The sequence below is a fragment of the Pseudomonas sp. PS01297 genome (assembly GCF_029959305.1).
GTDB classification, from domain to species: Bacteria; Pseudomonadota; Gammaproteobacteria; order Pseudomonadales; family Pseudomonadaceae; genus Aquipseudomonas; species Aquipseudomonas helleri.
Map to the genome: position 1 here is coordinate 23,025 of NZ_JASCPQ010000007.1, position 21,228 is coordinate 44,252.

The 21,228-nt window shown below is 50.2% G+C and carries 29 protein-coding genes and 2 pseudogenes; 9 read left to right on the top strand and 22 right to left on the bottom strand.

The genetic code is table 11. The features are described 5' to 3' along the window. Positions 1-336 precede the first annotated feature (336 nt). The 3 genes and pseudogenes from QMX84_RS04290 to QMX84_RS04300 all read right to left on the bottom strand — a co-directional run. Positions 337-585, bottom strand: a pseudogene (locus tag QMX84_RS04290) (integrating conjugative element protein); the annotation flags it as partial. Positions 586-619: 34 nt separating this feature from the next. Beyond that, positions 620-1,559: pseudogene (locus QMX84_RS04295) on the bottom strand (TIGR03756 family integrating conjugative element protein). Beyond that, positions 1,556-1,987 (bottom strand): TIGR03757 family integrating conjugative element protein, encoded by a 432-nt coding sequence (locus tag QMX84_RS04300; RefSeq protein WP_282363250.1) that lies wholly within the window; start codon positions 1,985-1,987, stop codon positions 1,556-1,558. The pseudogene QMX84_RS04295 and the gene QMX84_RS04300 overlap by 4 nt, the downstream one beginning before the upstream one ends. Before the next feature lie 308 nt (positions 1,988-2,295). On the opposite strand from QMX84_RS04300, the gene QMX84_RS04305 reads away from it, so the two are divergent. From QMX84_RS04305 to QMX84_RS04335, 7 genes are all read left to right on the top strand, one after another. Continuing rightward, positions 2,296-3,036 (top strand): HNH endonuclease, encoded by a 741-nt coding sequence (locus tag QMX84_RS04305; protein ID WP_282363251.1) that lies wholly within the window; start codon positions 2,296-2,298, stop codon positions 3,034-3,036. Positions 3,037-3,292: 256 nt separating this feature from the next. Further along, a complete protein-coding gene (locus QMX84_RS04310) occupies positions 3,293-4,282 on the top strand; it encodes a hypothetical protein (protein ID WP_282363252.1) in 990 nt (329 codons plus the stop codon). Between the two features lie 535 nt (positions 4,283-4,817). Beyond that, complete coding sequence (locus tag QMX84_RS04315; RefSeq protein WP_282363253.1) at positions 4,818-5,534, top strand: SLATT domain-containing protein; 717 nt, start codon at positions 4,818-4,820, stop codon at positions 5,532-5,534. Between the two features lie 76 nt (positions 5,535-5,610). Continuing rightward, positions 5,611-6,774: a hypothetical protein gene (locus QMX84_RS04320; protein WP_282363254.1), complete on the top strand. Its 1,164-nt coding sequence runs from the start codon at positions 5,611-5,613 to the stop codon at positions 6,772-6,774. Between the two features lie 789 nt (positions 6,775-7,563). Further along, on the top strand, positions 7,564-7,854 hold the full coding sequence (locus QMX84_RS04325; protein ID WP_282363255.1) for a DUF3892 domain-containing protein: 291 nt from the start codon (positions 7,564-7,566) through the stop codon (positions 7,852-7,854). A gap of 368 nt (positions 7,855-8,222) precedes the next feature. Continuing rightward, complete coding sequence (locus QMX84_RS04330) at positions 8,223-8,906, top strand: hypothetical protein (protein WP_282363256.1); 684 nt, start codon at positions 8,223-8,225, stop codon at positions 8,904-8,906. Continuing rightward, positions 8,881-9,858: a tyrosine-type recombinase/integrase gene (locus tag QMX84_RS04335; protein WP_282363257.1), complete on the top strand. Its 978-nt coding sequence runs from the start codon at positions 8,881-8,883 to the stop codon at positions 9,856-9,858. The genes QMX84_RS04330 and QMX84_RS04335 overlap by 26 nt, the downstream gene beginning before the upstream one ends. A 19-nt stretch (positions 9,859-9,877) precedes the next feature. Here the strand turns inward: QMX84_RS04335 and QMX84_RS04340 are convergent, their stop codons facing one another. After that, positions 9,878-10,225, bottom strand: a complete 348-nt coding sequence (locus QMX84_RS04340; RefSeq protein WP_282363258.1) for a hypothetical protein — start codon at positions 10,223-10,225, stop codon at positions 9,878-9,880. 141 nt (positions 10,226-10,366) lie between these two features. Between QMX84_RS04340 and QMX84_RS04345 the strand changes: the two genes are divergently transcribed. After that, entirely contained in the window at positions 10,367-10,969 is a 603-nt protein-coding gene (locus tag QMX84_RS04345; RefSeq protein ID WP_282363259.1) for a hypothetical protein, read from the top strand. A gap of 556 nt (positions 10,970-11,525) precedes the next feature. Here the strand turns inward: QMX84_RS04345 and QMX84_RS04350 are convergent. The 3 genes from QMX84_RS04350 to QMX84_RS04360 all read right to left on the bottom strand — a co-directional run bounded on the left by QMX84_RS04350 (position 11,526) and on the right by QMX84_RS04360 (position 13,094). Beyond that, positions 11,526-11,795, bottom strand: a complete 270-nt coding sequence (locus QMX84_RS04350; protein ID WP_282363260.1) for a hypothetical protein — start codon at positions 11,793-11,795, stop codon at positions 11,526-11,528. Between the two features lie 338 nt (positions 11,796-12,133). Further along, entirely contained in the window at positions 12,134-12,853 is a 720-nt protein-coding gene (locus QMX84_RS04355) for an HNH endonuclease signature motif containing protein (RefSeq protein WP_282363261.1), read from the bottom strand. Between the two features lie 16 nt (positions 12,854-12,869). Then, positions 12,870-13,094, bottom strand: a complete 225-nt coding sequence (locus tag QMX84_RS04360; protein ID WP_282363262.1) for a hypothetical protein — start codon at positions 13,092-13,094, stop codon at positions 12,870-12,872. A gap of 424 nt (positions 13,095-13,518) precedes the next feature. Between QMX84_RS04360 and QMX84_RS04365 the strand changes: the two genes are divergently transcribed. Continuing rightward, positions 13,519-13,803 (top strand): hypothetical protein, encoded by a 285-nt coding sequence (locus tag QMX84_RS04365; protein ID WP_282363263.1) that lies wholly within the window; start codon positions 13,519-13,521, stop codon positions 13,801-13,803. A gap of 148 nt (positions 13,804-13,951) precedes the next feature. Here QMX84_RS04365 and QMX84_RS04370 read toward each other — a convergent pair whose 3' ends face one another. The 15 genes from QMX84_RS04370 to QMX84_RS04440 form a co-directional block, all read right to left on the bottom strand. Next, positions 13,952-14,278, bottom strand: coding sequence for a DUF6388 family protein (locus QMX84_RS04370; protein ID WP_282363264.1), 327 nt, complete (start codon positions 14,276-14,278; stop codon positions 13,952-13,954). Between the two features lie 59 nt (positions 14,279-14,337). Beyond that, positions 14,338-14,808: a hypothetical protein gene (locus tag QMX84_RS04375; RefSeq protein ID WP_282363265.1), complete on the bottom strand. Its 471-nt coding sequence runs from the start codon at positions 14,806-14,808 to the stop codon at positions 14,338-14,340. A 10-nt stretch (positions 14,809-14,818) separates the two neighbouring features. Beyond that, on the bottom strand, positions 14,819-15,325 hold the full coding sequence (locus QMX84_RS04380; RefSeq protein WP_282363266.1) for a hypothetical protein: 507 nt from the start codon (positions 15,323-15,325) through the stop codon (positions 14,819-14,821). A gap of 102 nt (positions 15,326-15,427) precedes the next feature. Continuing rightward, positions 15,428-15,649 (bottom strand): hypothetical protein, encoded by a 222-nt coding sequence (locus tag QMX84_RS04385; protein ID WP_282363267.1) that lies wholly within the window; start codon positions 15,647-15,649, stop codon positions 15,428-15,430. 209 nt (positions 15,650-15,858) lie between these two features. Continuing rightward, positions 15,859-16,053 carry a hypothetical protein gene (locus tag QMX84_RS04390; protein ID WP_282363268.1) on the bottom strand — a complete coding sequence of 65 codons (195 nt, stop codon included), beginning with the start codon at positions 16,051-16,053 and terminating at the stop codon, positions 15,859-15,861. A 97-nt stretch (positions 16,054-16,150) separates the two neighbouring features. Continuing rightward, a complete protein-coding gene (locus QMX84_RS04395; protein WP_282363269.1) occupies positions 16,151-16,327 on the bottom strand; it encodes a hypothetical protein in 177 nt (58 codons plus the stop codon). Between the two features lie 184 nt (positions 16,328-16,511). Continuing rightward, positions 16,512-16,820, bottom strand: a complete 309-nt coding sequence (locus QMX84_RS04400; RefSeq protein WP_282363270.1) for a hypothetical protein — start codon at positions 16,818-16,820, stop codon at positions 16,512-16,514. A 125-nt stretch (positions 16,821-16,945) separates the two neighbouring features. After that, positions 16,946-17,140: a hypothetical protein gene (locus QMX84_RS04405; RefSeq protein WP_282363272.1), complete on the bottom strand. Its 195-nt coding sequence runs from the start codon at positions 17,138-17,140 to the stop codon at positions 16,946-16,948. A 10-nt stretch (positions 17,141-17,150) separates the two neighbouring features. After that, on the bottom strand, positions 17,151-17,339 hold the full coding sequence (locus QMX84_RS04410) for a hypothetical protein (protein WP_282363273.1): 189 nt from the start codon (positions 17,337-17,339) through the stop codon (positions 17,151-17,153). A 36-nt stretch (positions 17,340-17,375) separates the two neighbouring features. After that, positions 17,376-17,774 carry a hypothetical protein gene (locus tag QMX84_RS04415; RefSeq protein WP_282363274.1) on the bottom strand — a complete coding sequence of 133 codons (399 nt, stop codon included), beginning with the start codon at positions 17,772-17,774 and terminating at the stop codon, positions 17,376-17,378. Position 17,775: 1 nt separating this feature from the next. Next, the gene (locus QMX84_RS04420) at positions 17,776-18,168 is read right to left on the bottom strand and encodes a hypothetical protein (protein WP_282363275.1); all 393 of its coding nucleotides are present in this window, start codon (positions 18,166-18,168) and stop codon (positions 17,776-17,778) included. 792 nt (positions 18,169-18,960) lie between these two features. Then, positions 18,961-19,182: a hypothetical protein gene (locus tag QMX84_RS04425; RefSeq protein WP_282363276.1), complete on the bottom strand. Its 222-nt coding sequence runs from the start codon at positions 19,180-19,182 to the stop codon at positions 18,961-18,963. A gap of 10 nt (positions 19,183-19,192) precedes the next feature. Then, the gene (locus tag QMX84_RS04430; RefSeq protein WP_282363277.1) at positions 19,193-19,498 is read right to left on the bottom strand and encodes a hypothetical protein; all 306 of its coding nucleotides are present in this window, start codon (positions 19,496-19,498) and stop codon (positions 19,193-19,195) included. Between the two features lie 163 nt (positions 19,499-19,661). Next, complete coding sequence (locus tag QMX84_RS04435; protein ID WP_282363278.1) at positions 19,662-20,324, bottom strand: hypothetical protein; 663 nt, start codon at positions 20,322-20,324, stop codon at positions 19,662-19,664. A gap of 115 nt (positions 20,325-20,439) precedes the next feature. Then, positions 20,440-21,111 carry a site-specific integrase gene (locus QMX84_RS04440; protein WP_282363279.1) on the bottom strand — a complete coding sequence of 224 codons (672 nt, stop codon included), beginning with the start codon at positions 21,109-21,111 and terminating at the stop codon, positions 20,440-20,442. Between the last annotated feature and the right edge of the window lie 117 nt (positions 21,112-21,228).

The following is a 21,228-nucleotide window of genomic DNA, read 5'->3' on the forward strand; positions in this document are numbered from 1 at the left end:
TGTGCCTGCGATTTGGCTAGAAGCGCCTTAACATCAGTAAAACCTAATCCTATCTTGGTAGACATGCAGCCGTCTTAAGGCGAAAAGTAGTTTCGCGCCGGGGGGATGTCAATCTGCAGCAGCCCACTGGCGGTGCCATTTGATCAAAATACGAAGTGTCTGTCGGATGTCGTTCCTTTTTAAGTAGGAATGTTCGTATATCAATAGATGCTGCGGTTCGTTGAGCGTGTTTTGAGCCGAGCCCCTACTGGCCATGACTTTGCCTCAACCCCAATCATAATTTTTTATACAGCCGCGCGTGATCATGAGGGCGAAGAGGGGTGAGGCCCCGTTCTACTGGTTTTCGAGGGTGTTGATCATGCTCATGTTTCCGCAGACCAGATTGTTGTTCCAGCCGCCACCCACCTGAATGCTCTGCATGTTGCCAGCACTGCCCATAGCGACCCCGCTGCCGCCTCCGATGCTGTATAGCACCTCATCCCCGAACACGCTGCCAGAGGACGAAGCGTTGATAGGGTTAGCACACCAGGCTGTCGCGCTGCAGAGGCTGTAAAGGGTTCTGATCAGCCAGGGAGTGATTTTCATGACATGCTCCGATCGCTGTTGGTCTGGATGTTCATTAAAAGTCCGTGCTCCCCAGGAAGGTCTGGCCACGACGTTGACAGCAGGCGTATGGACGCCACGGCGCCCAGGCGTAACCACCGTCCTCGGCCTGAACCTGTGGTGTTGAATGCGGGAATACGGCACACGATTGACTGAGCGTCGGCGTCAGTTCCTGCCACTTGCCGGTAGAGACATCGCCCTCGATAAGCTCACCTGCAGGCCAATAGCCGTCGCACGCAGAAGCTTGCATTGGCAGATAGACATGGACTTGCCCGGTACGCGTAGTGATGTCACCGGCGCGCTGTGCGATGACTGCCCCGGTCTTGTAATCATTGGTTTGCTGCAGAAACCCACTGCGGGGGTAAACGTTGCCCTACAGATCCGCGGCGACCATGGTGCCGATTTCACGTCGACCGGGTATCAGCGCTTCTGGATAAACCGCCTCCGGGATCCCGTACCGCCAGGCAATAGGATCAAGCGTGCTCAAGAAATACGGCATCCACGGCGCCGTCGCGTCTTGGCAGGCATACCCCGACGCACTGGCGAACTCACTGAGCACAGCACCGCCCGGGTGCCCGATTACATCTGCCTCTTTGAACTTGAGCGCCGCGTTCTCGGCAACATGATTGGTCGTAGCGTCATTGCCCGCCTGAGACAACGGAGTCGGCGTTCCCAAAGGCGACATCTCAACCCACGGGTTAGCCCCGGTATTGGAATACGCCGACACCACCGCATCCGGCACGTAATGCCGCACTTTGGTCGACGTCTTCACCTTGCAGCCCATCGCCGTGCACAGCAGCCAATAGCAAATGCCAACCACCAACCACCTTGTACTCAAGGCACTGAGGCGACAACGACGAGGTAATGATCGTTGCTGAAGTGATCGATGCAGAGGCGCTGAAGGGCAGGCTACAGATCAGAGCTAGCGATAGCGGGCGGAGCAGGCAGCGGTTCATTGTGGTTGGCCTTTGGCGTTGTTGATGAGGACCAAAGCTTTGGCGACATCCGGCTCGCCGTAGACGACGTAGCGGCGGTCAACAACGACGGCAGGGATCTTGGTGATGCCTAGGCTCCAGGCATCGGTTAGATCTTGCTGGGCTTTGGCGAGATCGGTTTGTAAGCGTTTGCCGGAGGCAGTGTTGAGGCGGCTTTGGATGATCGCGGCGGCTTGGTGTGGGTCTGAGGGGAGGGCGCGGGACAGCTTGGACTCGAGGTGTTGTTGCTGGTCTAAAAGAATGATTCGGGCTGGGCCGGGGGAGGTGATGGGGTGTGATTGGTCGGTGATTACCCAGGTTTGGGCTTGGGTGAATGTGGTTATGGATATAAAGGCGAGTGGCAGCACCACATTAAGCGGTATGCGGATGAGGGCTTGGCGGGTGGGCATGGTGCTTTACCTGAGATGGGCTCAGGTGCATGGGACTAGAAACAGCGGGTATGTGCAGTAGGAAAACGGTTTTTGGTTGGGGATAGTTTTTTGGTCGAGGGGGGAGGGGGGGCGATTTTTATGTGTGTTGCAATTTTTGGTTGGAAACAGCTCTTGCGTGTTAAGGGCTGCTTCCGGCCAATAGCAGTCGATGGACAGACTAGTGGCAAATTGGTAGCTTTAATTCGCGCGTCAAATCTTGTTGCCGACTTCCATATGAACGCCGCGGTTGTGCCACCAAATGTCCCGTTCCATCTTGAGAGCGAATTATGGCTGTTGTGACGTCTATAGCTGAAATCGAAGAAAACTTACAGCTTTTCGAAGACTACCTTTGTGAAGGCAGCGATGAAGAGCAGTTATTCTGTTCAGAATTGATTCGAAAGGGCAGTTGCTTTATCGCATACGAGATTGATAATGAGCATCGATTTTCTCCAAGTCGCTATATCGGCTATAAAAAAAATACAATTCACGCTCACATTCAGCGGAAGAAAGACGGAAAAGAAACGAATCCAGCCATCACTAAAGTACTTGGACAGTTAACTCAGAGCGACAGGCTAGAAAACAAATATCTTAAATATTGCAGTAATTTAGGCGTATCACCATTCAATAAAAAAAGAAAATTTTGGAGCCTATCCCTAGAGGGCGCAGATTTCAAAAACAATAAAATTTCCCAAGAAGGTTTTCCTGAGGGGAAATTAGTTGAAAGGAAACATACAGCTCGCGAACGGAATGCAGCTCTAGTCAAGTTAGCGAAGGAGGCTTATAAGAAATCAAATAAGCGCCTTGCCTGCGAGGCTTGTAACTTTGACTTTGAAAAGGTCTATGGTAAAAGAGGTAGTGATTACATCGAAGCTCACCATATAGTACCTGTCAGCGAGATGCAGGCCTCACAAAAAACCAAAATCACTGATATTGCAATGGTGTGCTCTAATTGCCATAGAATACTCCATCGCTCAAGGCCTTGGCTAACAGTTATCCAACTTAAAGTCCTTATCACCAAAAACGCCTAATAATTCCAATGATGCATCCACAAAATGGCAGGCGCGGCTCGTTGTCAGCCTTCCGTGAAAAGCAGCAATCAGCTAGAGGTTCAATGGACATCGCTACTGGCGAAACGATAGCCTGCTATTATGATTGCTCGGCAATAGTTTTTGTGCATATTTCGATTCCTAGGGCATGTCATGCTTGTTCGTTTAAAGACATGTCTTGGCCTGCTCATTTAAGAACTGACTCAGTTCGGATCAATCACCTACAGGGAGCTCTTTGATGCATTTTTTAGGATATGTAGCGGCGGAAATTAACAAAAAGTCAAAATTATATGGGGTTGGCAAGCTACAGAATATTCGAAAAAAAATAAACAACCTTTCGAGGCTTTCATCTAATCAACTGTTCGATCAAAGGACTGTATTTGAAGAGTGGGGATGGCATTATGGAGGCAGGAAAGAACTTCAATTTAACCTCGGTGTTGAGGGAAACTTCCTCAGATACGGGGTCGCGTTCTCCCTAGAGTGCAGCCAGTCCCTTCCGAGCATAGAGATACTGCCCCCCAAAATAGCGTTATTCAATGAGTATCTTAACGAATATTGCGAGGATTTTTCAGACTTGCGAATGTGGCACTACGAAGGTGATGGCCGAAGCACTGAGTATATGCCTTCGTCTATTCCTCAAGAGCGAGTAAGAGAAGGTGTTTTTATATTTCTTGGAGGGAGATTGGAGAAAAACAAAATTGATTATGACCTGATATTGGAAACCTTTGATCGGCTGCTCCCCATCTATTTGTTCACGGAGGGCGTTAACCCCCGTGCAGCTATCAAAGAGAAGTTGTTCGATTTTAGGTTCAGTGCGGGCTGCACAAAAAAGCTATCAGTAACTTCAGGACTGCTAACTCAAAAAGAGCTGGATATTCGACTAAGGCATAACGATTATCAGATCAATTTGTATCGCGAGCTTTCAAATATATATGGAGAGGAAAACGTCGGCACCGAAATATATGCAAACGGGCTCAGCATAGACCTTGTAGTTAAACAAGGAGAGAACTATTGGTTTTATGAAATAAAGACCGCATCCACTGCAAGGGCTTGTATTCGACAGGCATTGGGTCAAGTATTGGAGTATTCATACTGGCCTGGTCATCAGCGTGCCGCGAAATTAGTTGTAGTAGGCTCAACCGTGGCAAGCGCAGAGGAGATCAAATACATCGAGTATTTGCGCGAGACATTTGGACTGCCTCTCGAATACCAGGCGATCACCCATTAGCCTTCAACTAATGTTAAAACTATATTTTTCATCGAGGATGAATGTTTTGAATCGACTTCAGCACCTCCCGACAGACAGCAATCGCCCCCTAGCTGCCCTTATTGATAGGCAGAAATCGACCAGATGCCGCCCTCTCAATCCATCAATCGACTAAATGTCCTTCGCTGGAGTAGACAGGATGATGGCAAAGAAAAAGCCTCATCAATTCAAAATCAGAACACAAAGAACCGTATGTTCACAATCACTCGTGATGCAGATCCTGTAAATGTAAACCGCCTACCCCGGCTCTATTCCGACCTCGGTTTCCCCTTTTAAAAACCGCTTAGATCTAAGGTTTGCGCGGTTTTTATTCCTTCAAGAAAGCGAAGGCGAAGTTCCGCAACTCGGTAATTCTTGCATTAAAGGCAGCGCTAGTAGCTTTTTGATATTGATCGCAAGTGTGGCTGTGTTATATTTGCTTTAGACGGGAAGGAGCGTTTCACGCATAAGCGTAACTAATAACTCACAATCGATTAATCCAATAAAGAAGATTTTCATGTGTTTAAAAAGCGTTAAAAGTGCGAGTGCTGCTATTCTCTCATGGGTCTTTAGCTTGGGCCCTATTGAAAAAAATATAGATGATCCCGCAGAGAAACTTTTGAACAGCATGCGCGTGACTGCTAGATGCAGATTCAATGCTTCTGTGCGCTTGAAAAGGCAGAGTAATTTTTCGTTCTTCACCACGACCATGCTGTCGTTAGGTTTGATTTTTATACCCTTGGTGCAGAATTCGGAAGTGACTATTGCATTCAGCTCGAAGGTTTTAAACATGCTGCAGATTTTTCTCGCAGTTGCAGTTCTGGTTTATTCGGTCATAAATTCTACTGCTAGATATGAGGTCCGCTCTCAAACGTTAAATGAGTGTGGAGACAAGATAAAAGAATTGATTAGGGAGCTCAGGACAGAAATAAAGCAGTCAAAGTCGAGCGGTATAAGCATTCCGCTCGAAAAATTTCATGATCGATATAATCTCATATCTACTGACTCTGAAAATCATACACGGGTTGATTTTTCGCTAGCCTCACTTGAAATGAAGGATGACTATCATATAACTGGCATCTCTAGAGTGTACCAACGAATTCGCGCGGTTACTATTTATGCTATACCATATGTAGTTCCAGTCTCATTCATTGCATTTCAAATTTTGTTTATTTTGGATATGCTGGCGGTTACATGTGTTTTGACTCCTTATCTTAAACCATTAGCTTCTTGAATACACTATGATGCTTAAGTTGGAGCCGTCGATAGCCCGATGATAAATTTTGCAGATTTTTCAGACTATAAAAAATATGAAAAAATATGAAAAAATTGTGCTTCCCTACTTACTAGGAGCAGTGCGTAGTTTTTTTGGCTGTGTAGTCAGATTCGACTCGCGCCCGATTGTTGGCGTCAAAATGCACCATGGCATAGACATTCTCGATAATGTCAATCGCGGTGTTTATGTTGTAGATGACGGGAAGACTGTAATACTGTTGGGTCGTATTCTCCACGAGAAAGAGGTTAGAGCTGCGTTCTCGTTGATTTTGACCGGCGCATATTTTTCAGGTTTAGAAAAGCTGCTTAATAACTTTGAAGCTGCTCTAGCATTAACCTTGAGCAGTGCAACAATAAAGAAATTAATTGTGAAGCCGCAACAGTTTGGTGATGACTTGATTGAGCTTACTATTGCGAAACATTTTAGCAAGGGTAGTTTTGATCATAGATATATTCAATACCTCATCAGGTTATTTGGTCAATTATCAACAACGCAGTTTGAAGGTAGAGGTTTTACTACGGGGTTAGTGCTCACAAGGTCCTTGCATGCATTTTCGAAGAAGAGTGATCAAGAACGTCAGGGTGACCTTTATCCATTGGCAGGTGGAAGCACTTTATCTCCAATTAATCAACTCGACAAAAGATTTTGGTATCTGGCTGACGGGCAGACCTCTTTTTTTGTTGCCAATCAACAGTTGAAAATTTCAAATTTATTTGTGGTTGATTCTTCTCGTCAATCACTTGGCTCCTTTGTTGATGATTACACTCTTAGTAAAACTATTAAAGGCAGTGATGTTTTGTTCAGGGTTACAAGCCAGTCAGAGTTTTCGATTGTCGGATCCGAAGGCGTGGAGTTTAACTACAAAGAAAATGGGTGGCGTGTCCGCGACTTGAATAAAATTGCAGAAGTAGTTCGAGCCTCCCTGGGAGTGGATGAGCCATTTGTTCAAAGTCTTTTGTACTATATTCTTTATCTTTCTCGGCGACGCCTGAGCTCAATTATTTGGATTCCTATTAATATGGATGCTGTTGGTTTGTTGTTGTTATCTGATAATAGCTTTACGAGAAAGCCGTTGTCTATAATGAATGAAAAACACACTCAGACTTTGTTGCGCATACTTTCCAGTGACGGTGCTACTGTTTTTACAAGGCAGGGCGATCTTGTTTCATATGGTTCCCATATTGATATTTCAAAATAACCCGTAAAAGGCGTCAAAGGTACTGGGGAAACCGTGGCCGCTTTATTAGCAGAAAATGGCTTGGCTATAAAAATTTCTCAAGATGGAAGAATAAAAATGTTTAGTGATAGCATGACAGGCTCGCTAATTATATGATTACGGCTTGTTGTTTCTAATCATTAAGCGAACCGCCAACAAAGCATTTGCGCGTGACGCTTCGCATTCAAGCAGCCTGACGTCAGAGCTAATACTTACTGAATCGCCTTCGTCCTTGAGACGTTTCTGAGCATCCGTTATTGGCCGGTGCTGACCGGCAGATAATGGCCGGGAACTGCCCTTCGCCACAGGCAGATATCGGCCAAATGCAGACCTTCGAATGAGCCCAGGAAACTAGGGGCAATTCAGCCATCGTAATTCATGATTCTTTTCCTACTTACTTCGCCGTGTAGGGAGAGTGCTTCCTACCATGCTCTCGCGCAGCTTTTATCAAATCAGTTGTCGACATCTTCTGGCTTTCGGCACTGTTTTGTTTCGCAAACATTACGATGCGATCCTTCCAGCGCCCTGATGTTGCTTGTGGCGCAATTAAATCAACGAGTTAGAGCGCACGAGACATCTTGAAACCGCTCTAAATCGTGCTGATTGGTATCATCCCCGCCCTTCGAACTGAACCCATCAGCAACGAAAAAAAGCTCCGCAGCCGTTGTAGGCTCAGGGGCTTTATAATTTCTTCCAATGCACCCACTTGCAAAACTCAAGTCAGCTCCCCACTTCATCAAAGGCACTTTGCCATGACAGCGAGGATTGACCATGACTGACTTTTGCATCACTGCAGTTCGATACAACGCCGACAAAAAACATATTGACTACGTCCTGGTAAGCGAAAATCTCCCAAAGGCTTTCGGCACTAAACGCGCCGTGCCAAGGGGGTTTGTTGCCGATCTGATCCGTTTGAAAAAAGCAACGTTCTCTACGTGGGTTAGCAATGGAAAAGGGGAGTCGGAGAAAGGGGCCGATGTGCATGTGGTGGAAGAGATTTACCTTTCCACTGACGCAAACAGCAAGAAGCGGGACAACCTCGAAAACCTGCCAACGTTTTGATCGGGGCTAATTGTGTATGTCAGGGCGAACAGCTCTGACATACGCCGATTGTGCTGCAGTATTTCGATCGTTAAGCCCCAACCCCATGTGTTTATTGAGGCTCAACGCATATCACTACTGCATGCACAAACGCATGATTGGCATTGAATGGCATTGAATGGCATGGATTGGCGTACGGTTTGCCCATTTTTGCCCCACCCTCGCCAGCTCCTCCTCCTGGGCTCACGTTCTCGCCAGTAATCCTAACGATGGGTAAACCAGTCCTCTGACAGGCGGCATTCGGCCAAAAGCGAACCTGAACTTAGCCATGGCTAAAGCACCATCTATTAGCGATAAAATACGTTATCACCACTTTTGGAATTTTCAGGATGAGTATCAAGGAACCGTTTGAAATCCGCGATGGCTACGTCATTGTGGATTCCATGGTGGAAACCTACGCGGAAATCGCCGAGGAGGCCTTTGGCCAATTTTTGTTTGAGAAGGTTAATCCTGTGCCTCGTCCGCAATGGCCTAGCGACGCCACGGCGTACGACGAACAAGAGTCCAGAAAAACGGTGTCCGGTCTAAAGACCATTGTGTTCTCTGCGATGGCCATTGAAGCAGCGGCGTATGAATTTGCGACCATCCAGCTCGGAGAACACCTTGCAAAATCGTATCTCGACAAGCTGGATTTGGTAGGTAAGTGGCTCATTATCCCTAGGCTCGTTTGTGGTCGATCAGTTCGAGAGGACGGCCCAGCCATCAATGGACTTAAAGGCCTTGTCAAAGCACGCAACGCTTTAGTTCACCACAAGTCGACTGAATGGGACCGTGCGGGAAAGGCTGAAGAGGCGATGAAGCGGCGCTGGGCGTCATTCGACCAAGTCCAGGTCCCTAACGCCTTCAAAACGTTGATTCTGCTTTCGCTGGAGGTGAATGCTGTGCTCGAGATCGACGGTCCGCTTCCCCCCTTTGAAAAGGGTTGGGTTTTTGCTAAGCGACGGAATGCGCTCGTAGACGAAGCTGTTATTCGCTGCCGTGAAATTCATGGCGATTACTGGCAGAGGGTTTGAGGTGTTGGGTCTTGTCATTCAAGAGAACCGCCGGCTGACGGCCGCCGAATTCCAGCACCTGGCCGCGATGCCGGCCGCGGCGGAGTGGTTCGCTAATATCGACAACCCGCGCACCCGCCGCGCCTATCAAAACGACCTGGAAGACTTCTGCAGCTTTGTGGGGCTCACTGCGGCGGATGAGTTTCGCGCCGTAACGCGCTCGCATGTCCTGGCGTGGCGTGCCCAACTCGAAACCCGGGGACTTGCCGGGGCGACGATCCGGCGCAAACTGGCGGCGCTGGCCAGCTTGTTTGATCACCTCTTGGAGAACAACGCAGTCGCCGGAGGCAACCCGGTGCACGGTGTGAAGCGGCCCAGGATAGAAACCAACGAAGGCAAGACGCCCGCACTCGGTGATGACCAGGCCAAATTGTTGCTGACGGCGCCGGACAGCTGGACGTTGAAAGGCTTGCGGGACCGCGCCATTTTGGCCGTATTGCTCTACCACGGGCTACGTCGGGAAGAAGCCGCGCAGTTGATGACCGGCGACCTGCAGGAACGCCGTGGCATCAAGCACCTGCAGGTGAAAGGGAAGGGCGGCAAGACCCGTTATTTAAAGCTGCACCCCGTGGCGGCCGAGCGGATCCATACCTACCTGGAGCGAGACACCCAACGCGAGCCCGGGAATGCCCCGCTGTTTCGTTCGATCCGCGGCCGCACCACCGGCGCCGGTGTCAGCGCGAACGGGATTTACACGGTAGTGGCACAGTGGGCCAAAGCGGCGGGTATCCACGTCGATGGTCTGGGCGTGCACGGTCTTCGTGCGACAGCCGCGACCAATGCCCTGGAACATGACGCCGACATCGCCAAGGTCCAGGTTTGGTTGGGGCACGCCAACATTAGCACCACCCGGCTCTATGATAGGCGTGGACAGCGGCCGGAAGACTCTCCGACCTACAAGGTAAAATATTGATAGATAGTTTTCCTAATAGTCAGGGCTGCTCAAAGCTATTGAAAAGCTCCAGAGCTTCATCATCAGATAGCCCACGCGTGAACTGGTCAAAGCTCTTCACTTCATCGGCGGTCGGAACCATGAATTCAGGAATTGCCCGGATTTCATCAGTAATGGCCCTGCGCGAGATATTGCCCTGAATCATCATGCCGCTGTTCATTTGGTATTCCAGCGAACCACATTCACAGTTCATATACGCCACAGTACTACCTACCATCAGGGCATTTGGACGCTTCCTGACTTCGTGTTTGGCAAGAGTGACACTTAGAGTTTCCAAGCGGATAAAAAGGAAATAGACACGCGCCAGATCGTCCTCCAGCATTTTCACAAGCGCGGGATCATCAATCAGAGCTTGAGTCTCTCTTTAAATTCCGTTTTCTGATACGTCCCCAAGTAAGGAGCTGTTTCTGTTGATGCCAATGTGGTGTAGTTACTGGCTGAAATAGTGAATATTTGATTGGAGCTAGTTGTGGGAAAGTTGATCGGCAATAAAATCGGAATTTATACCATATGGGCGCTATGGCTTTTGATAATTTCGAATTTCATGCTTTGGTCTATGGTCGGTGTTTTTGCACACTTTGGTGTGCTTGATAAAGACAGTCCTGGCTGGGTGCAAGCGGTTGGCTCGATTGCTGCCATTTTTGTAGCAGTGTTGATTTCACAATGGCAAGGTGAACAGCAGGCTCTGGAGCGCCGTAAAAAGGATCGTGTTGTTTCCAATTTAATTGTGGGGGTTGCTACGCGGGCAGCTGCAGTTAGCAGCTTATTGTTTCAAAGCTTCAATGATTTGCAGCAGCAGGTTAAGGAGACAAACGAGGAAATCCTTAGCACAGTCGAGGCCCAGGTTCTTACCCTGCGTGGGATCAACCCAATGGACCTTCCTAGTCCTGAGATGGTCGAGCCATTCCTCAGAATTAGAGCAATTATGGAGCAAAGCTATGTAATGGCTGGTTTGTTGGCGAACGGCCGAAAGGAAAACGTTGACCCGCTTCGCTGTGCAACCGTTTTTGCGCACAACTCTCAGGCTGCTCGTATCGCTGCAGATGAGTTACAAAAAGCGGCTCTAATGTGATGTACCAACCAGAATACCTTAATCTGGTTGGTACATGTAGTTTGAAAAGTTATAGGTCTTTGGACTCGGACTGACCTGAAAGGCTTTTCAGATAATCTTGATACTGTGCCTCTAGCTCGTTTTCGCGATCCCGATCTACATCGCATTCACTGGAAGTAATTTCGAACTCATTGTCTTCATCGAATGACCAACTATCGAAACGACGCATCAGATAGAATTTGGCCTATATGAAGGATTTCGAACCGTGATACATCCGATCCGGATCTTGCTCACCGGCGTAAGTAAATGACCCTATAAGGGTTGTGGACGCCGAAGCGGCTTCTTCTACGTCCACGGTCCCGGTTTCTTAGGCCAGGCCGTGGGGAGTAGCTGAGCGTTTTCCTACTTCGTCAGATCATAAAGTAGGTTTGTCTTGGCATGAATTTGAACTGAGTCTCCATCAATTCGATGCGCGCCACGTTCGAGCATGCTGCGATAGAACGCCGGAACCATATCGACTAGCAGAAGGTGGTAATTGTGCTTTGCACAAGCCTCATACATAGCTTTAATCACGCTCTTAAGGGTTTGGCTTGAAGCCCCGAATGACCCACATTAGAAGACGAAGGGCGAGAATTGGCCCTATCAAACAGGCAATCGCAGCTGCTGCGAATGCCGGTGCAAGATCCCCTCCAAAGATGAAAGCCATCGCTGAAAAAGCAATGAACACGGCGGTTGAACCCAGTCGAAATACCTGAATCAATCGCCAAAAACCTTCATGAAGAAACCACTGAGGCCTCATAAGCAGAAAACCAAGTTTTGGTTTCCGGTCAGAACATTGCGCAGTCATAAACTATCCTTCGTTTTCACGGGGGCGAACCCTCGATCGCCGCCCTACAGCACGCATCGTAGGTGAACGTTAGTGTGGTTTTCCCTCAACTCGCGGCTTGGGCCGCTTTGGCCTGATCTTTCAACTGCTTTGCGAGCGTTTCACCTGCATCTGTCAGGTCAAAGTCACCGTGGGAAGATTTCACCAACCCTTGCTTAGCAAGCGCTTCACAGGTGCGTAACCAAAGGCCCGGTGATACCGAAATCATCCCATCCCCAGCCATCCCACAGCTTCATCAGCACGTTCCGCATTGGCTCGCTGATCTTGATGGTCATCGCTACGTTTCCATTAACAGTAAGTTACCCATAGTGGGAGGCCCTGTGACAGTTGGGGCACAACGCAATAGCGTTATCCAAGGTATCAAGGCCACCATCGGCCAGACGAATTTTGTGGTGGACCTCTAGGTAGGGCTTACCGTTTGATCTTCGAGTAAAAGGCGCGGGCTTGACGCATGCTTCGCAAACTCCTGCAGCACGATTGAGTGTTTCGGCAACCACATCAGGGTTACGAATAAACATCGTTGACGTGATGACAACTTTCTCTGGTCGCAGATGAGCCTTAGACGCTAACCGAGCTTTACGCGCATCTGAACTGTCCTTCAAGGCAGCCTCTACTTGCACCTCAAATTCAGCCAAGTGCGACACAACCGATTCGGCTAGCAGACTCTCAAGTCCCGCCACGACTCTTCGCTTGCGGTGCAGCGTGAGTTTTTGAAGTTTTTCGTAATAATCCATGTGTTGACGTGTAGCGTTGAGGGCAAGCGAAAGATCCTCTGCCCCACCGTCCTTGAAGAGCTGCCGCAGGAAGTAATCTGTCGCTTCGACATTAATAGTGCGGTGGTAACAGCGGCCCGTTCGCATGTACCTATAAACGTTAATGAGATCCTGGGCATAGGTCGCCCCGACACCTTCAGTGACGAGTTGAGCAACGCCTTGTTTTACCGAGAGGCCTTCGTCCATAACTTGGCGGGCGATACGGTAAGCACTCTCAATATGGTCGGTGGTAAGTACATTTGCCATTCGTTTCTCGGTTGATTCAGTTGTGTTTGCCAAGGCCGGTGAGATTCATGCCAGGTTGCTGGCTCATCAACTGGAGTGGCTGCTTATCAACGTCGTTGAGTTCTGAACAGTCCAGTGCCTGGAAACCAGCATGCCTAAGCATCTTGACCGCAATGTTGGGATCGCCCAACCGGGCAGCAAGCGCTGCGGCGGTGACAAAACCATGTTCAAAATCACTGAGCGCTTTGAGAGTGGTACTCATCGTCGTTTTACTCCTTGATTGCTCAGGGCACCGATGGGGAGTCCTCTACGGCCTTGGCCCAGCATATGGCTGAGCGTGGGGTCTGGGCGGCGTTTTCCGTGGATTCAGTTGTGTTCTTTATGCCTGATCAAGGCGTCCAAATTTGGCGTGACGTTCTCGTCGAGGTGATTCCGCATTCGCTGGCTCAGATGCTGCTCGTTGAGATTATCCATGCCCACTTGACTCGCCCATGCTCGTAAAACGCCCAGAAATACCATGCTGACGATGTGAGCATCTTCTATGTACTGGAGCAGGAAAGCCTTTAGCCTCTCCCGCCACCTAAGCCGCATATATTGTTAAGCGAGGCATTGAAAAACATCACTTTACCCTCCACAAATACTGGTTAGGCTTTCATTCTGAGACCTAATTACCTGAGGGCTGCAAAATGAGTAACCCGTTTGAAACGCAACAAACCCGTGCGAGAAAAGAGTTCAAAGCTCTTGGTCGCGCCGAAAAGAACGACATTTCTGAAGCTGAGATTGTGCATGAAATGACGAAGGACATGGCAAATCCACACTCTGCACAATCAATCTTGCAGGCAGCAGCTTCGGTCATGTACATGACCGCTGTGAAGGGCGGTGAAACCCCAATCACCGACGCTGTTAATCGTTGCCTCGATAAAAAGCGCGAAGAAAAGGCGAGCACAGGTTTGGTCCCTAATCCAGCGTAAACTTGCTCCTGCTGACCCTTACTGTGACAAAAAAAGTAAGGGTTTTAACCTGTACACGAATCTTTCAGTTGGTTACGGACTCAGCCCGCGAGTGCCTTTACGGGCTTAGCCCCATTCAAGTGGCTGTGGTGGACCTGGGCGACATTTCCTATCCAGCGATACGGTTTAGCTGCTTGTACTCATCCCAATCGATACCAAGCGCTGCTGCGATCTTGCGGTGTTGATCCAAGCGCCATTCATTAGCTTGTTCCGGTGATTCAGCTACCAAGCGAATCACGAACTCATCAATCTCAAGCCCACGGCTTCGGGCAGCTTCAGCGAAAATCACGAGGCGTTGCTGTTCACGGTACTCATCAACGGTCATGCCGCATGCCTCGATAACGGCTGGTTTGACAGACTCAATCTGAGTGAGAGCACGAGGATTTTCAGCGAAGAATTTTTCGCGGGCAGCTGTGTAGCGGTTTTCAATGTTCATTGATTCAATTTTCCTGCTTGATCCTAGGACGCGAATAACTTCTCTCTCCTAACGCATCATCACTGCTTCGTGGCTGATACGGTATAAATGTACTCGGCACCGTTATCCAAATCCTTGTATTCGCGCTTCTCTCCGCTAGCGAGTATGTCCGTAGCGGCATGCTTGAAGCCTCCGGTCCTAGGCTGATCGATGGTGAAGTTCCCGACCTTCACCGTTTCCATTTTCTCCAGCTCAACGTAATCCACATTGAATCTCAGACTGATACGACCATCACTGGTGATGTGCGGTGTGATGGATGCCTTGGTACCCAAAGCCAAGTCCGCCATGTTGGTCTTACCCTTGGTGACTGAATCTCTATACTTGATGAGACTGATATTGCTGTGTGGTTGGGTGTGTCCATCAGTGGTAGAACCGGCAAAATTATCGACAACCACACCGTTACGAGTCAGCTCAGTGCTTACGAAGATTGAATCGGCAGCCGAGGCGCTGGCTGCAAAGGTGGTCACTATTGCGAACAGAATTGCTTTCATGTGTTTTCCTCTAACTCTCTTCTGAGCATCGTTTTCGAATGGACGGAGCTACCAGTTCGCGTGCAGCTTGCCCTTCAAAAACCTTTGTAGCGCCACTCATAAAGGTGATTCTGACAAGCCTAACCTCAACACACTGTATGTCCGGGTTGTACCAAACGTTTTTGAAACCGACCGCACCGCCATTAAATGTAACGGAGAAGTCATCAGTGCTGGTTCCAGGCTCATATGGACCTGTGTATTTAACAACTGCAAGTGATTCACGAGTAATTGTCGAGGTTACAATGTCCCCTACGGCATTAAATGGAACAAGACCGAACTCGGCATATTTGATCGACTGTCCAGAAGTGTTGGTGAAATCCATCAAGACGCTGACACCACCGGCATAATTTGTTGCGCTAGGCATAAGAGTTGTTACTGCCAGAGGCTGACGACGCTCAGTAGCTTCTTTTACAAAACCACCTGTACCAGCACAGCCACTAAGTCCCGCTAGCACTATCAACGCTGCAACTATCTTCATAGAAATCCCTCTCTATCACCCATGCTGAATGCGAACACCGCATCCTTTACTAACCTAGCCCCGCACAGTGGCGAGGCCTGAGGTGCTACGGGTAAAGGCTGGTCAACCCTGATCCCCCACGCCCATCTCAGTCAGCCGTCGAGCACGGCGCGTCTGTGCGTCATCTCGATAGCACTGGACTGCCGGTACCGCAACCAGCTTGGCGTGGTACAGCGCATCGATATAACCAATCGCATACGCCGTGGCAAAGCGCACATCTAAGGGATGTTCGGCGGTGTCGATCAAGCCCAACGCGTGGGCAATTTTGCTGTCCGGGGTACTCATGGTGTTTTCCTTTAGCCCGCGAGTGGCAGGCGGTTGTTCAGCTCGATCAGCTTTTGGTCGTACTGCTCGACAAGTGCGCTGTATTCTTTCGACTGCTAGCTTCCATGCCACCGACAGACATGACGCTCAGGCAGTAGCTTTTCTGACCATGCACAGAGAGGATTTCGTCTGCGATCAGTTGTTGGTAGTGGTTCATCGCGTTTTCCCTCTTACTCGGCTGCTTTGCGTTGAGCTGCTTTCGTGGCCTTGGTCGGCCTGACAATCAGCCAAAAAATCAATGGCGGAGTAACCAGCACAATCGCTAGATTCAACAGGTCACGCGGGGTGCTCCCCCAGAAAGCGACAGAGCCAAACACCAGCAGGACCAGCGCGGTTGCGGCCAGAGCCATGCGAGCTTTCAACATGGTTCGTTCCTTCACTGCGCACCGGCCTATCCGGTGTGCTTCTACTGACTCAGCCCCGGCGTAGGCCGAGGCTTGGGGTACAGCTGAGCGTTTTCCCTCAACTCGCGGCTTGGGCCGCTTTGGCCTGATCTTTCAACTGCTTTGCGAGCGTTTCACAGGTGCGTAATCGAGCTACATAGCTCAAAGGCCCGGTGATACCGAAATCATCCCATCCCCAGCCATCCCCCAGCTTCATCAGCACGTTCCGCATTGGCTCGCTGAGCTTGATGGTCATCGCTACCTTTCCTACCTATTCGGGCTTGATGTCTGTTTCTATTTTCTTGGACTTCCGAGGCCAGAGCGTCACCACAAAAAAAGGAAAGCCAATCCCATCCCCATGAAAAGAAATATTCCCAGCGAAGTTAACTGAGAAAGCTTGTTCCATAACTCAACCCAAACATCCATATAACTCAATTCCCTTAATTGAACGCCTGCCAAAACTCGTCCAATACAACGAGCTTTCGCCCTGGTTTCTTGCCTTTGAAAAAACGGCCACGGGGAAGTCGATCACCACGGTTCAGCTTTTGCCTCCACTCTTCAAAAGCGGCAGTCTTGCGACGATATGCTTCGAAGCGCTCCATATCGGGCAGCGTCTGTGTAATCGTGACAAACCGTGTGCCGTACTTCGGCGTGACGTCTGGCAGGAAGCGTTTGCCTTTGCTGCCGGTACCGGCGTTTTCGGCCAAAACCAATTGGGTTTCATCGCCGGTCGAACTGGTGACTTTCATCGCGATTTCCCCTCAAAAGCAGCCACTACTCTTTCAATCTTGCATCGGTAATCAACAGACGCCGATGCGTTCGCGGTCCCAATCAGTGCAACCAATGCTGCTGTGCACGACTTCATCTGATTTTCCTACTCTTCACCGAGCCATGCCCAGTAAGCCAATCCTAGCTCTATTGTCGCGGCTTCTCCGCCCGGAACACCACGCGCTTTCAGCTTAGATACCTCTTCTTCGATCCAACTCATCAGTGCAGCTCGACCGTGCGGGCAATCGCCGTAACCTTCTTCTAAGGTTGCAGCAATACATTGAAGCTGATCGCTATTCATAACTTTTTTCCTACCGATTGGCTTCGTACTCAGCTTGCTTGATCCAGTCGGCCTTTGCAGCTGACGCCGAGCGGCCTTTGCCAGTGAATGAACGATTCCGAAACGTACCTTGAACCTGAAATGAAGATCCGCTTTTACGAACCCACAAGTCGATGATTTCCCCATCCACCTGGGCTGAATCTGGCTTGTCTGCATTCATCGCGATTTCCGTGTTGCAGGGACGGAAGCTGTAAGCTCACTCGGGAAGAGAAGCCCACTCATCCACGAATTTGTCGATCGACTGTGCAAAAGTCGTCAGAGTGTCCTGAAGATTGCCTGCGAGAATCCCTGTCGACATGAGAGTTTCGTGCTTCATGGCATAGCCATTGGTTAGCGGAATCACTGTGCCCATGAAGTTATACACGTTCCAGTTGTTGGAAAACGTAACGTCGCCCGGATGATGCGTCGTGCGCAGCATATACATCAGCTTAAGGCACTGATTGTGCAGGGTTGCCATAAATAGCGTCCGGCCGATCGTAACGGTCAGTACCGGCACCCCTTTCTCGACACCCTCGATGCTATGGTGCCCCAGTTTCCGGATCGTCTTGTCCAGTGAGCGCAAGTCTGGAACTTGGATGAAATCGGTCAATTCCATGTCAGATCGACCTCAGCGCGTTCGCATCGATCATGCTGACCACCTTTGCCAATGCATCCTCCGAGTAGGTCAATAGCGAAATGAGCGCCTGCGGTTCGATACCATAGCGCGCGGAAATGTGCGCCTTCAAAATGCCTGTGGGTGGTTCGTCGTGCGGCGTGAGGTTAAAGAGTTGTGTCTCTGTGTTGAATCTGACGATCTCTTCCCCGGTTAACATGCGAGTAAGCCCGAATATTTTTACGACATGGAAGTAGCCGCCGCCAAAGCCTACAGCGGACGCGATACCTGATTTATTCGTCACAGCGCGCTCCAGCGAAATTCCAAATATTTCGATGGGCTTCCGGTCCTCGAATGCCCAGCCCGCGGCCAATAGATGGGGCCTAAGCTGATTCATATCCTTCACAAGCTCCGGATTTGGCGTAGGGCTGCTTTTACCAAATAATGATCTAAAAATTTTCCTTCTCCTGTAGTTACCACCGATCCTGATGCCTCACTTGGCCGCGACAATACGTAGATCTGGCGTCCCATTGCACTTTCCTGTTCTATCCTGTGCGCGAAGTCACACTCAGGGACTAGGCTTGTGGTCTACATGGGCGGCAGATCCGCCGCGTTTTCCTATGTGCCTGGACTCTGTAGCTGGGCCCTGGACAACACCTCACGAAGGACATCACTTTCGTCGCCGTAATGATTACTATCTAAGCGAGTTCCGATGCGTCGCGATGACTCACCTAGTGACCGATACCAATCATCTTTGGCACCAACGAATACCGCTGGCCTGCCTTCGAACTGATCGCTAGTGATATCGATCACAACGCCTTCGCACTCTAGCCAAGCATGGCCAGTCCCACAGACGTATTCAGCCCGAACCCCTGAGGCGTTTAAGTAATCACCTAGCAGCTCTGAGGTAACGCCACAGCAACACGAAGGAAAATTTTGCATATGAAACGGTAGCGTGCCATCGCGCTTTTGCGCATCAAGCGCCTCGCGGAAGGAACGGGCGACATTCAATAAATCCATGTACGTTTTCCCTCAACCTTTGAAGTCAGGGTCGATGACCCAAGTTTTCCCTTTGCTGGCCACGGCCACAGGCCGTTCGCGAAGGGCATAAACCGCGTGCTCGGTCGTGAGCTTTCCAGTCAGGTAGTGGCGGGCAACGCTAAGCACGTATCTCATGGTTTTCCAATGGTCAGTCGTTATCGGACAGGAAGGTCATATTGCCCACATCGGCAGCGATGCCTTCAACCCAAGCGACCTGTTGTTGCCACAACTCACGGGCGCTTAGTTCACCCGATTCAAAATCTTCAAGGCCGATTGGCGACTGGCCGGTGAGGTTTTCAAACTTGGCCAGAACGGCGTTCTGGTGCGCTGTCAGCTTCTTGCTGTACACGGTTGGCTTTCGAATGGACATGGCGTTTTCCTCAGACCTGTGTAGGCCGGCTACAGTCTTGATCCTCGATCAGCATGAAACCAAACCCGCTGACCAGTTGGCTGACTACGCGCCCGGCGATCACCTTCCCGTCAGATAACTGAAGGCGGGCCGAGGTCGGCCCTTTGGCGAGGTCCAACCGAAGTTCTGAACCAATGCTGACCTTAACCACTTGACCCAATCCAGGGTGGTTAACCTCTAGCTCGACTCCAGGCCGTTCGGCAATGCGAGTCAGACCTGGCACTTCGCCGTAGCGCAGCATCAGATCAACCGGCCCGTGATACGAATACTCATTCATGCAGTCAGTCCTTTGTGGATTGGGCGCCAGAGCGGCATCCCTCTACTACCGCTGCCCAGCTCGATGGCTGGGTTTGTGCATTAGCTGAACCGTTCCATGGTCATGGCCTGAATCTGTTGGCACCTTGGCACGCGGTAAAACCGTAGTCGGTCAAGTATCACACTTACACCTTGATCGGACCGTACATCCCTGTGTAGATCAAGGCGTTCCATATTTTCTTTATCGCCTGGCCGGCTTCTTGGTTTACAAACAAAGATGACCTTGCTCCATGGGGGCTGCCCAGAAAGTACGGGCGCATTGTTTCCCATGTCTCAGCCACTTCAGCCCGCCGCCACCCTGGGACCTCTTTTTCCAGGATCAAGGCCATTGCCATTGACAGAGGAATTGTGCCATCCAGCAGGAGCGGTTTATCCCAGGTGCACTTTACTAACACCGGCGCGGCTTGGGGGGTATAGAACTGTACATCGAGCCGTTCTGCCGTAACCGTGGCGACGGGGTGATCGGGGAGTGCATTCACCGAATCGATGACGTCCTGGCCATCACCGAAGGGACAGGTAATGAACCCGTTGGCAAAAAAACGAGTGTGATCAATTCCCTTGTACCCACACCCGTTACCGGGAACGATCACTGGGTGCCGGTCATCGTGATGACACACCAAAGGGTGCCACGAAGGGTAGCTATCGATGACCGGCCCGAGGTCGTACGTAATTTCCCGCAAGGCCTCACGGCTGCGGTTGCGCTCTGAATCGTCAATGCTGCGTGATACCAGGTAGGCCTCTACGGACTCATAGCCGGTTCTCGCTGCTTCATCAGCCCTAAATGCCATGCCCACACTCCACTTGGTCAACTCACAGGAAACACAATATATATCATCAGTGCATGAAACTAGCATTTTACGCAAAGAAAAATGATTTCATGCAAAACTGGTGAAGGTTGGCAGCTTACAGCGCGACCTCAAAAGCCCGTCGGATGACGACCTGATCAACGTTCAGATAGGGTTTGCTGTGGTCAAGACAGGCGTGCCCGAGGATCGTCTGTACTGTCTCTACGTCGCCGGTCGCGGCCAAGACTTTTGCAGCAAGCGATCGCCTGCCACTGTGGGACGAACCCTGTTTGATACCGGCCTGCCGGTAGAGCTTGCTGATCGTCTGTTGCAGCGCATCGCAGGCCCGGTACACCTCAGGGCCACTGTCCAACTGGCGATGTTTGAACGCGAGTTCAAAGGCTTGCCCTTTGTGCGTCATGACAAGTTTTGAACCAGGGCGCAGCCCTCGGTACTCATCTGTACCGGAAAGCCCCCAGCGGCGATGGGACCGCACGACCAACCACGCATCGAGCGCTGCAAGGCATCGTGCATGCGTGAGGTATACGTTTCTTGGTCGGCATCCCTTCGTAATTTCTCCGCGCAAATACACCTCGGGCTTGATTGCGCCACTCGGATAAAGCACGTCGGCCACCTCAAGCAAGGCCAGCTCAGTCACGCGGATGCCAGTTGTATGGGTTAGCCAAAGCAACATGACATCACGCTCGGGCAGACGCCCTGTGACGGATGCAACGCGAATCAAGTGTTTGAATTGTCCAAGGCGTAACGAAGTGGAACGGCGAGGAGTCATACAGGCTCTCTGTCAGGATTGAATGGTGATCGTGATCGATCCTGAGAGAGTAGGCAGCGGGCCTCCTGAACAGCTTACAGGCCCGCGTGCCGTGGTGTTCACGGAAAAAAGTTCGTG

Bases quoted from the DNA above. Each gene is read 5' to 3' on its own strand.
- QMX84_RS04300 (WP_282363250.1), bottom strand. From the start codon at position 1,987: ATGCCCACCCGCCAAGCCCTCATCCGCATACCGCTTAATGTGGTGCTG.
- QMX84_RS04305 (WP_282363251.1), top strand. From the start codon at position 2,296: ATGGCTGTTGTGACGTCTATAGCTGAAATCGAAGAAAACTTACAGCTT.
- QMX84_RS04310 (WP_282363252.1), top strand. From the start codon at position 3,293: ATGCATTTTTTAGGATATGTAGCGGCGGAAATTAACAAAAAGTCAAAA.
- QMX84_RS04315 (WP_282363253.1), top strand. From the start codon at position 4,818: ATGTGTTTAAAAAGCGTTAAAAGTGCGAGTGCTGCTATTCTCTCATGG.
- QMX84_RS04320 (WP_282363254.1), top strand. From the start codon at position 5,611: ATGAAAAAATATGAAAAAATTGTGCTTCCCTACTTACTAGGAGCAGTG.
- QMX84_RS04325 (WP_282363255.1), top strand. From the start codon at position 7,564: ATGACTGACTTTTGCATCACTGCAGTTCGATACAACGCCGACAAAAAA.
- QMX84_RS04330 (WP_282363256.1), top strand. From the start codon at position 8,223: ATGAGTATCAAGGAACCGTTTGAAATCCGCGATGGCTACGTCATTGTG.
- QMX84_RS04335 (WP_282363257.1), top strand. From the start codon at position 8,881: ATGGCGATTACTGGCAGAGGGTTTGAGGTGTTGGGTCTTGTCATTCAA.
- QMX84_RS04350 (WP_282363260.1), bottom strand. From the start codon at position 11,795: ATGACTGCGCAATGTTCTGACCGGAAACCAAAACTTGGTTTTCTGCTT.
- QMX84_RS04355 (WP_282363261.1), bottom strand. From the start codon at position 12,853: ATGGCAAATGTACTTACCACCGACCATATTGAGAGTGCTTACCGTATC.
- QMX84_RS04360 (WP_282363262.1), bottom strand. From the start codon at position 13,094: ATGAGTACCACTCTCAAAGCGCTCAGTGATTTTGAACATGGTTTTGTC.
- QMX84_RS04365 (WP_282363263.1), top strand. From the start codon at position 13,519: ATGAGTAACCCGTTTGAAACGCAACAAACCCGTGCGAGAAAAGAGTTC.
- QMX84_RS04370 (WP_282363264.1), bottom strand. From the start codon at position 14,278: ATGAACATTGAAAACCGCTACACAGCTGCCCGCGAAAAATTCTTCGCT.
- QMX84_RS04375 (WP_282363265.1), bottom strand. From the start codon at position 14,808: ATGAAAGCAATTCTGTTCGCAATAGTGACCACCTTTGCAGCCAGCGCC.
- QMX84_RS04380 (WP_282363266.1), bottom strand. From the start codon at position 15,325: ATGAAGATAGTTGCAGCGTTGATAGTGCTAGCGGGACTTAGTGGCTGT.
- QMX84_RS04385 (WP_282363267.1), bottom strand. From the start codon at position 15,649: ATGAGTACCCCGGACAGCAAAATTGCCCACGCGTTGGGCTTGATCGAC.
- QMX84_RS04390 (WP_282363268.1), bottom strand. From the start codon at position 16,053: ATGTTGAAAGCTCGCATGGCTCTGGCCGCAACCGCGCTGGTCCTGCTG.
- QMX84_RS04395 (WP_282363269.1), bottom strand. From the start codon at position 16,327: ATGACCATCAAGCTCAGCGAGCCAATGCGGAACGTGCTGATGAAGCTG.
- QMX84_RS04400 (WP_282363270.1), bottom strand. From the start codon at position 16,820: ATGAAAGTCACCAGTTCGACCGGCGATGAAACCCAATTGGTTTTGGCC.
- QMX84_RS04405 (WP_282363272.1), bottom strand. From the start codon at position 17,140: ATGAATAGCGATCAGCTTCAATGTATTGCTGCAACCTTAGAAGAAGGT.
- QMX84_RS04410 (WP_282363273.1), bottom strand. From the start codon at position 17,339: ATGAATGCAGACAAGCCAGATTCAGCCCAGGTGGATGGGGAAATCATC.
- QMX84_RS04415 (WP_282363274.1), bottom strand. From the start codon at position 17,774: ATGGAATTGACCGATTTCATCCAAGTTCCAGACTTGCGCTCACTGGAC.
- QMX84_RS04420 (WP_282363275.1), bottom strand. From the start codon at position 18,168: ATGAATCAGCTTAGGCCCCATCTATTGGCCGCGGGCTGGGCATTCGAG.
- QMX84_RS04425 (WP_282363276.1), bottom strand. From the start codon at position 19,182: ATGTCCATTCGAAAGCCAACCGTGTACAGCAAGAAGCTGACAGCGCAC.
- QMX84_RS04430 (WP_282363277.1), bottom strand. From the start codon at position 19,498: ATGAATGAGTATTCGTATCACGGGCCGGTTGATCTGATGCTGCGCTAC.
- QMX84_RS04435 (WP_282363278.1), bottom strand. From the start codon at position 20,324: ATGGCATTTAGGGCTGATGAAGCAGCGAGAACCGGCTATGAGTCCGTA.
- QMX84_RS04440 (WP_282363279.1), bottom strand. From the start codon at position 21,111: ATGACTCCTCGCCGTTCCACTTCGTTACGCCTTGGACAATTCAAACAC.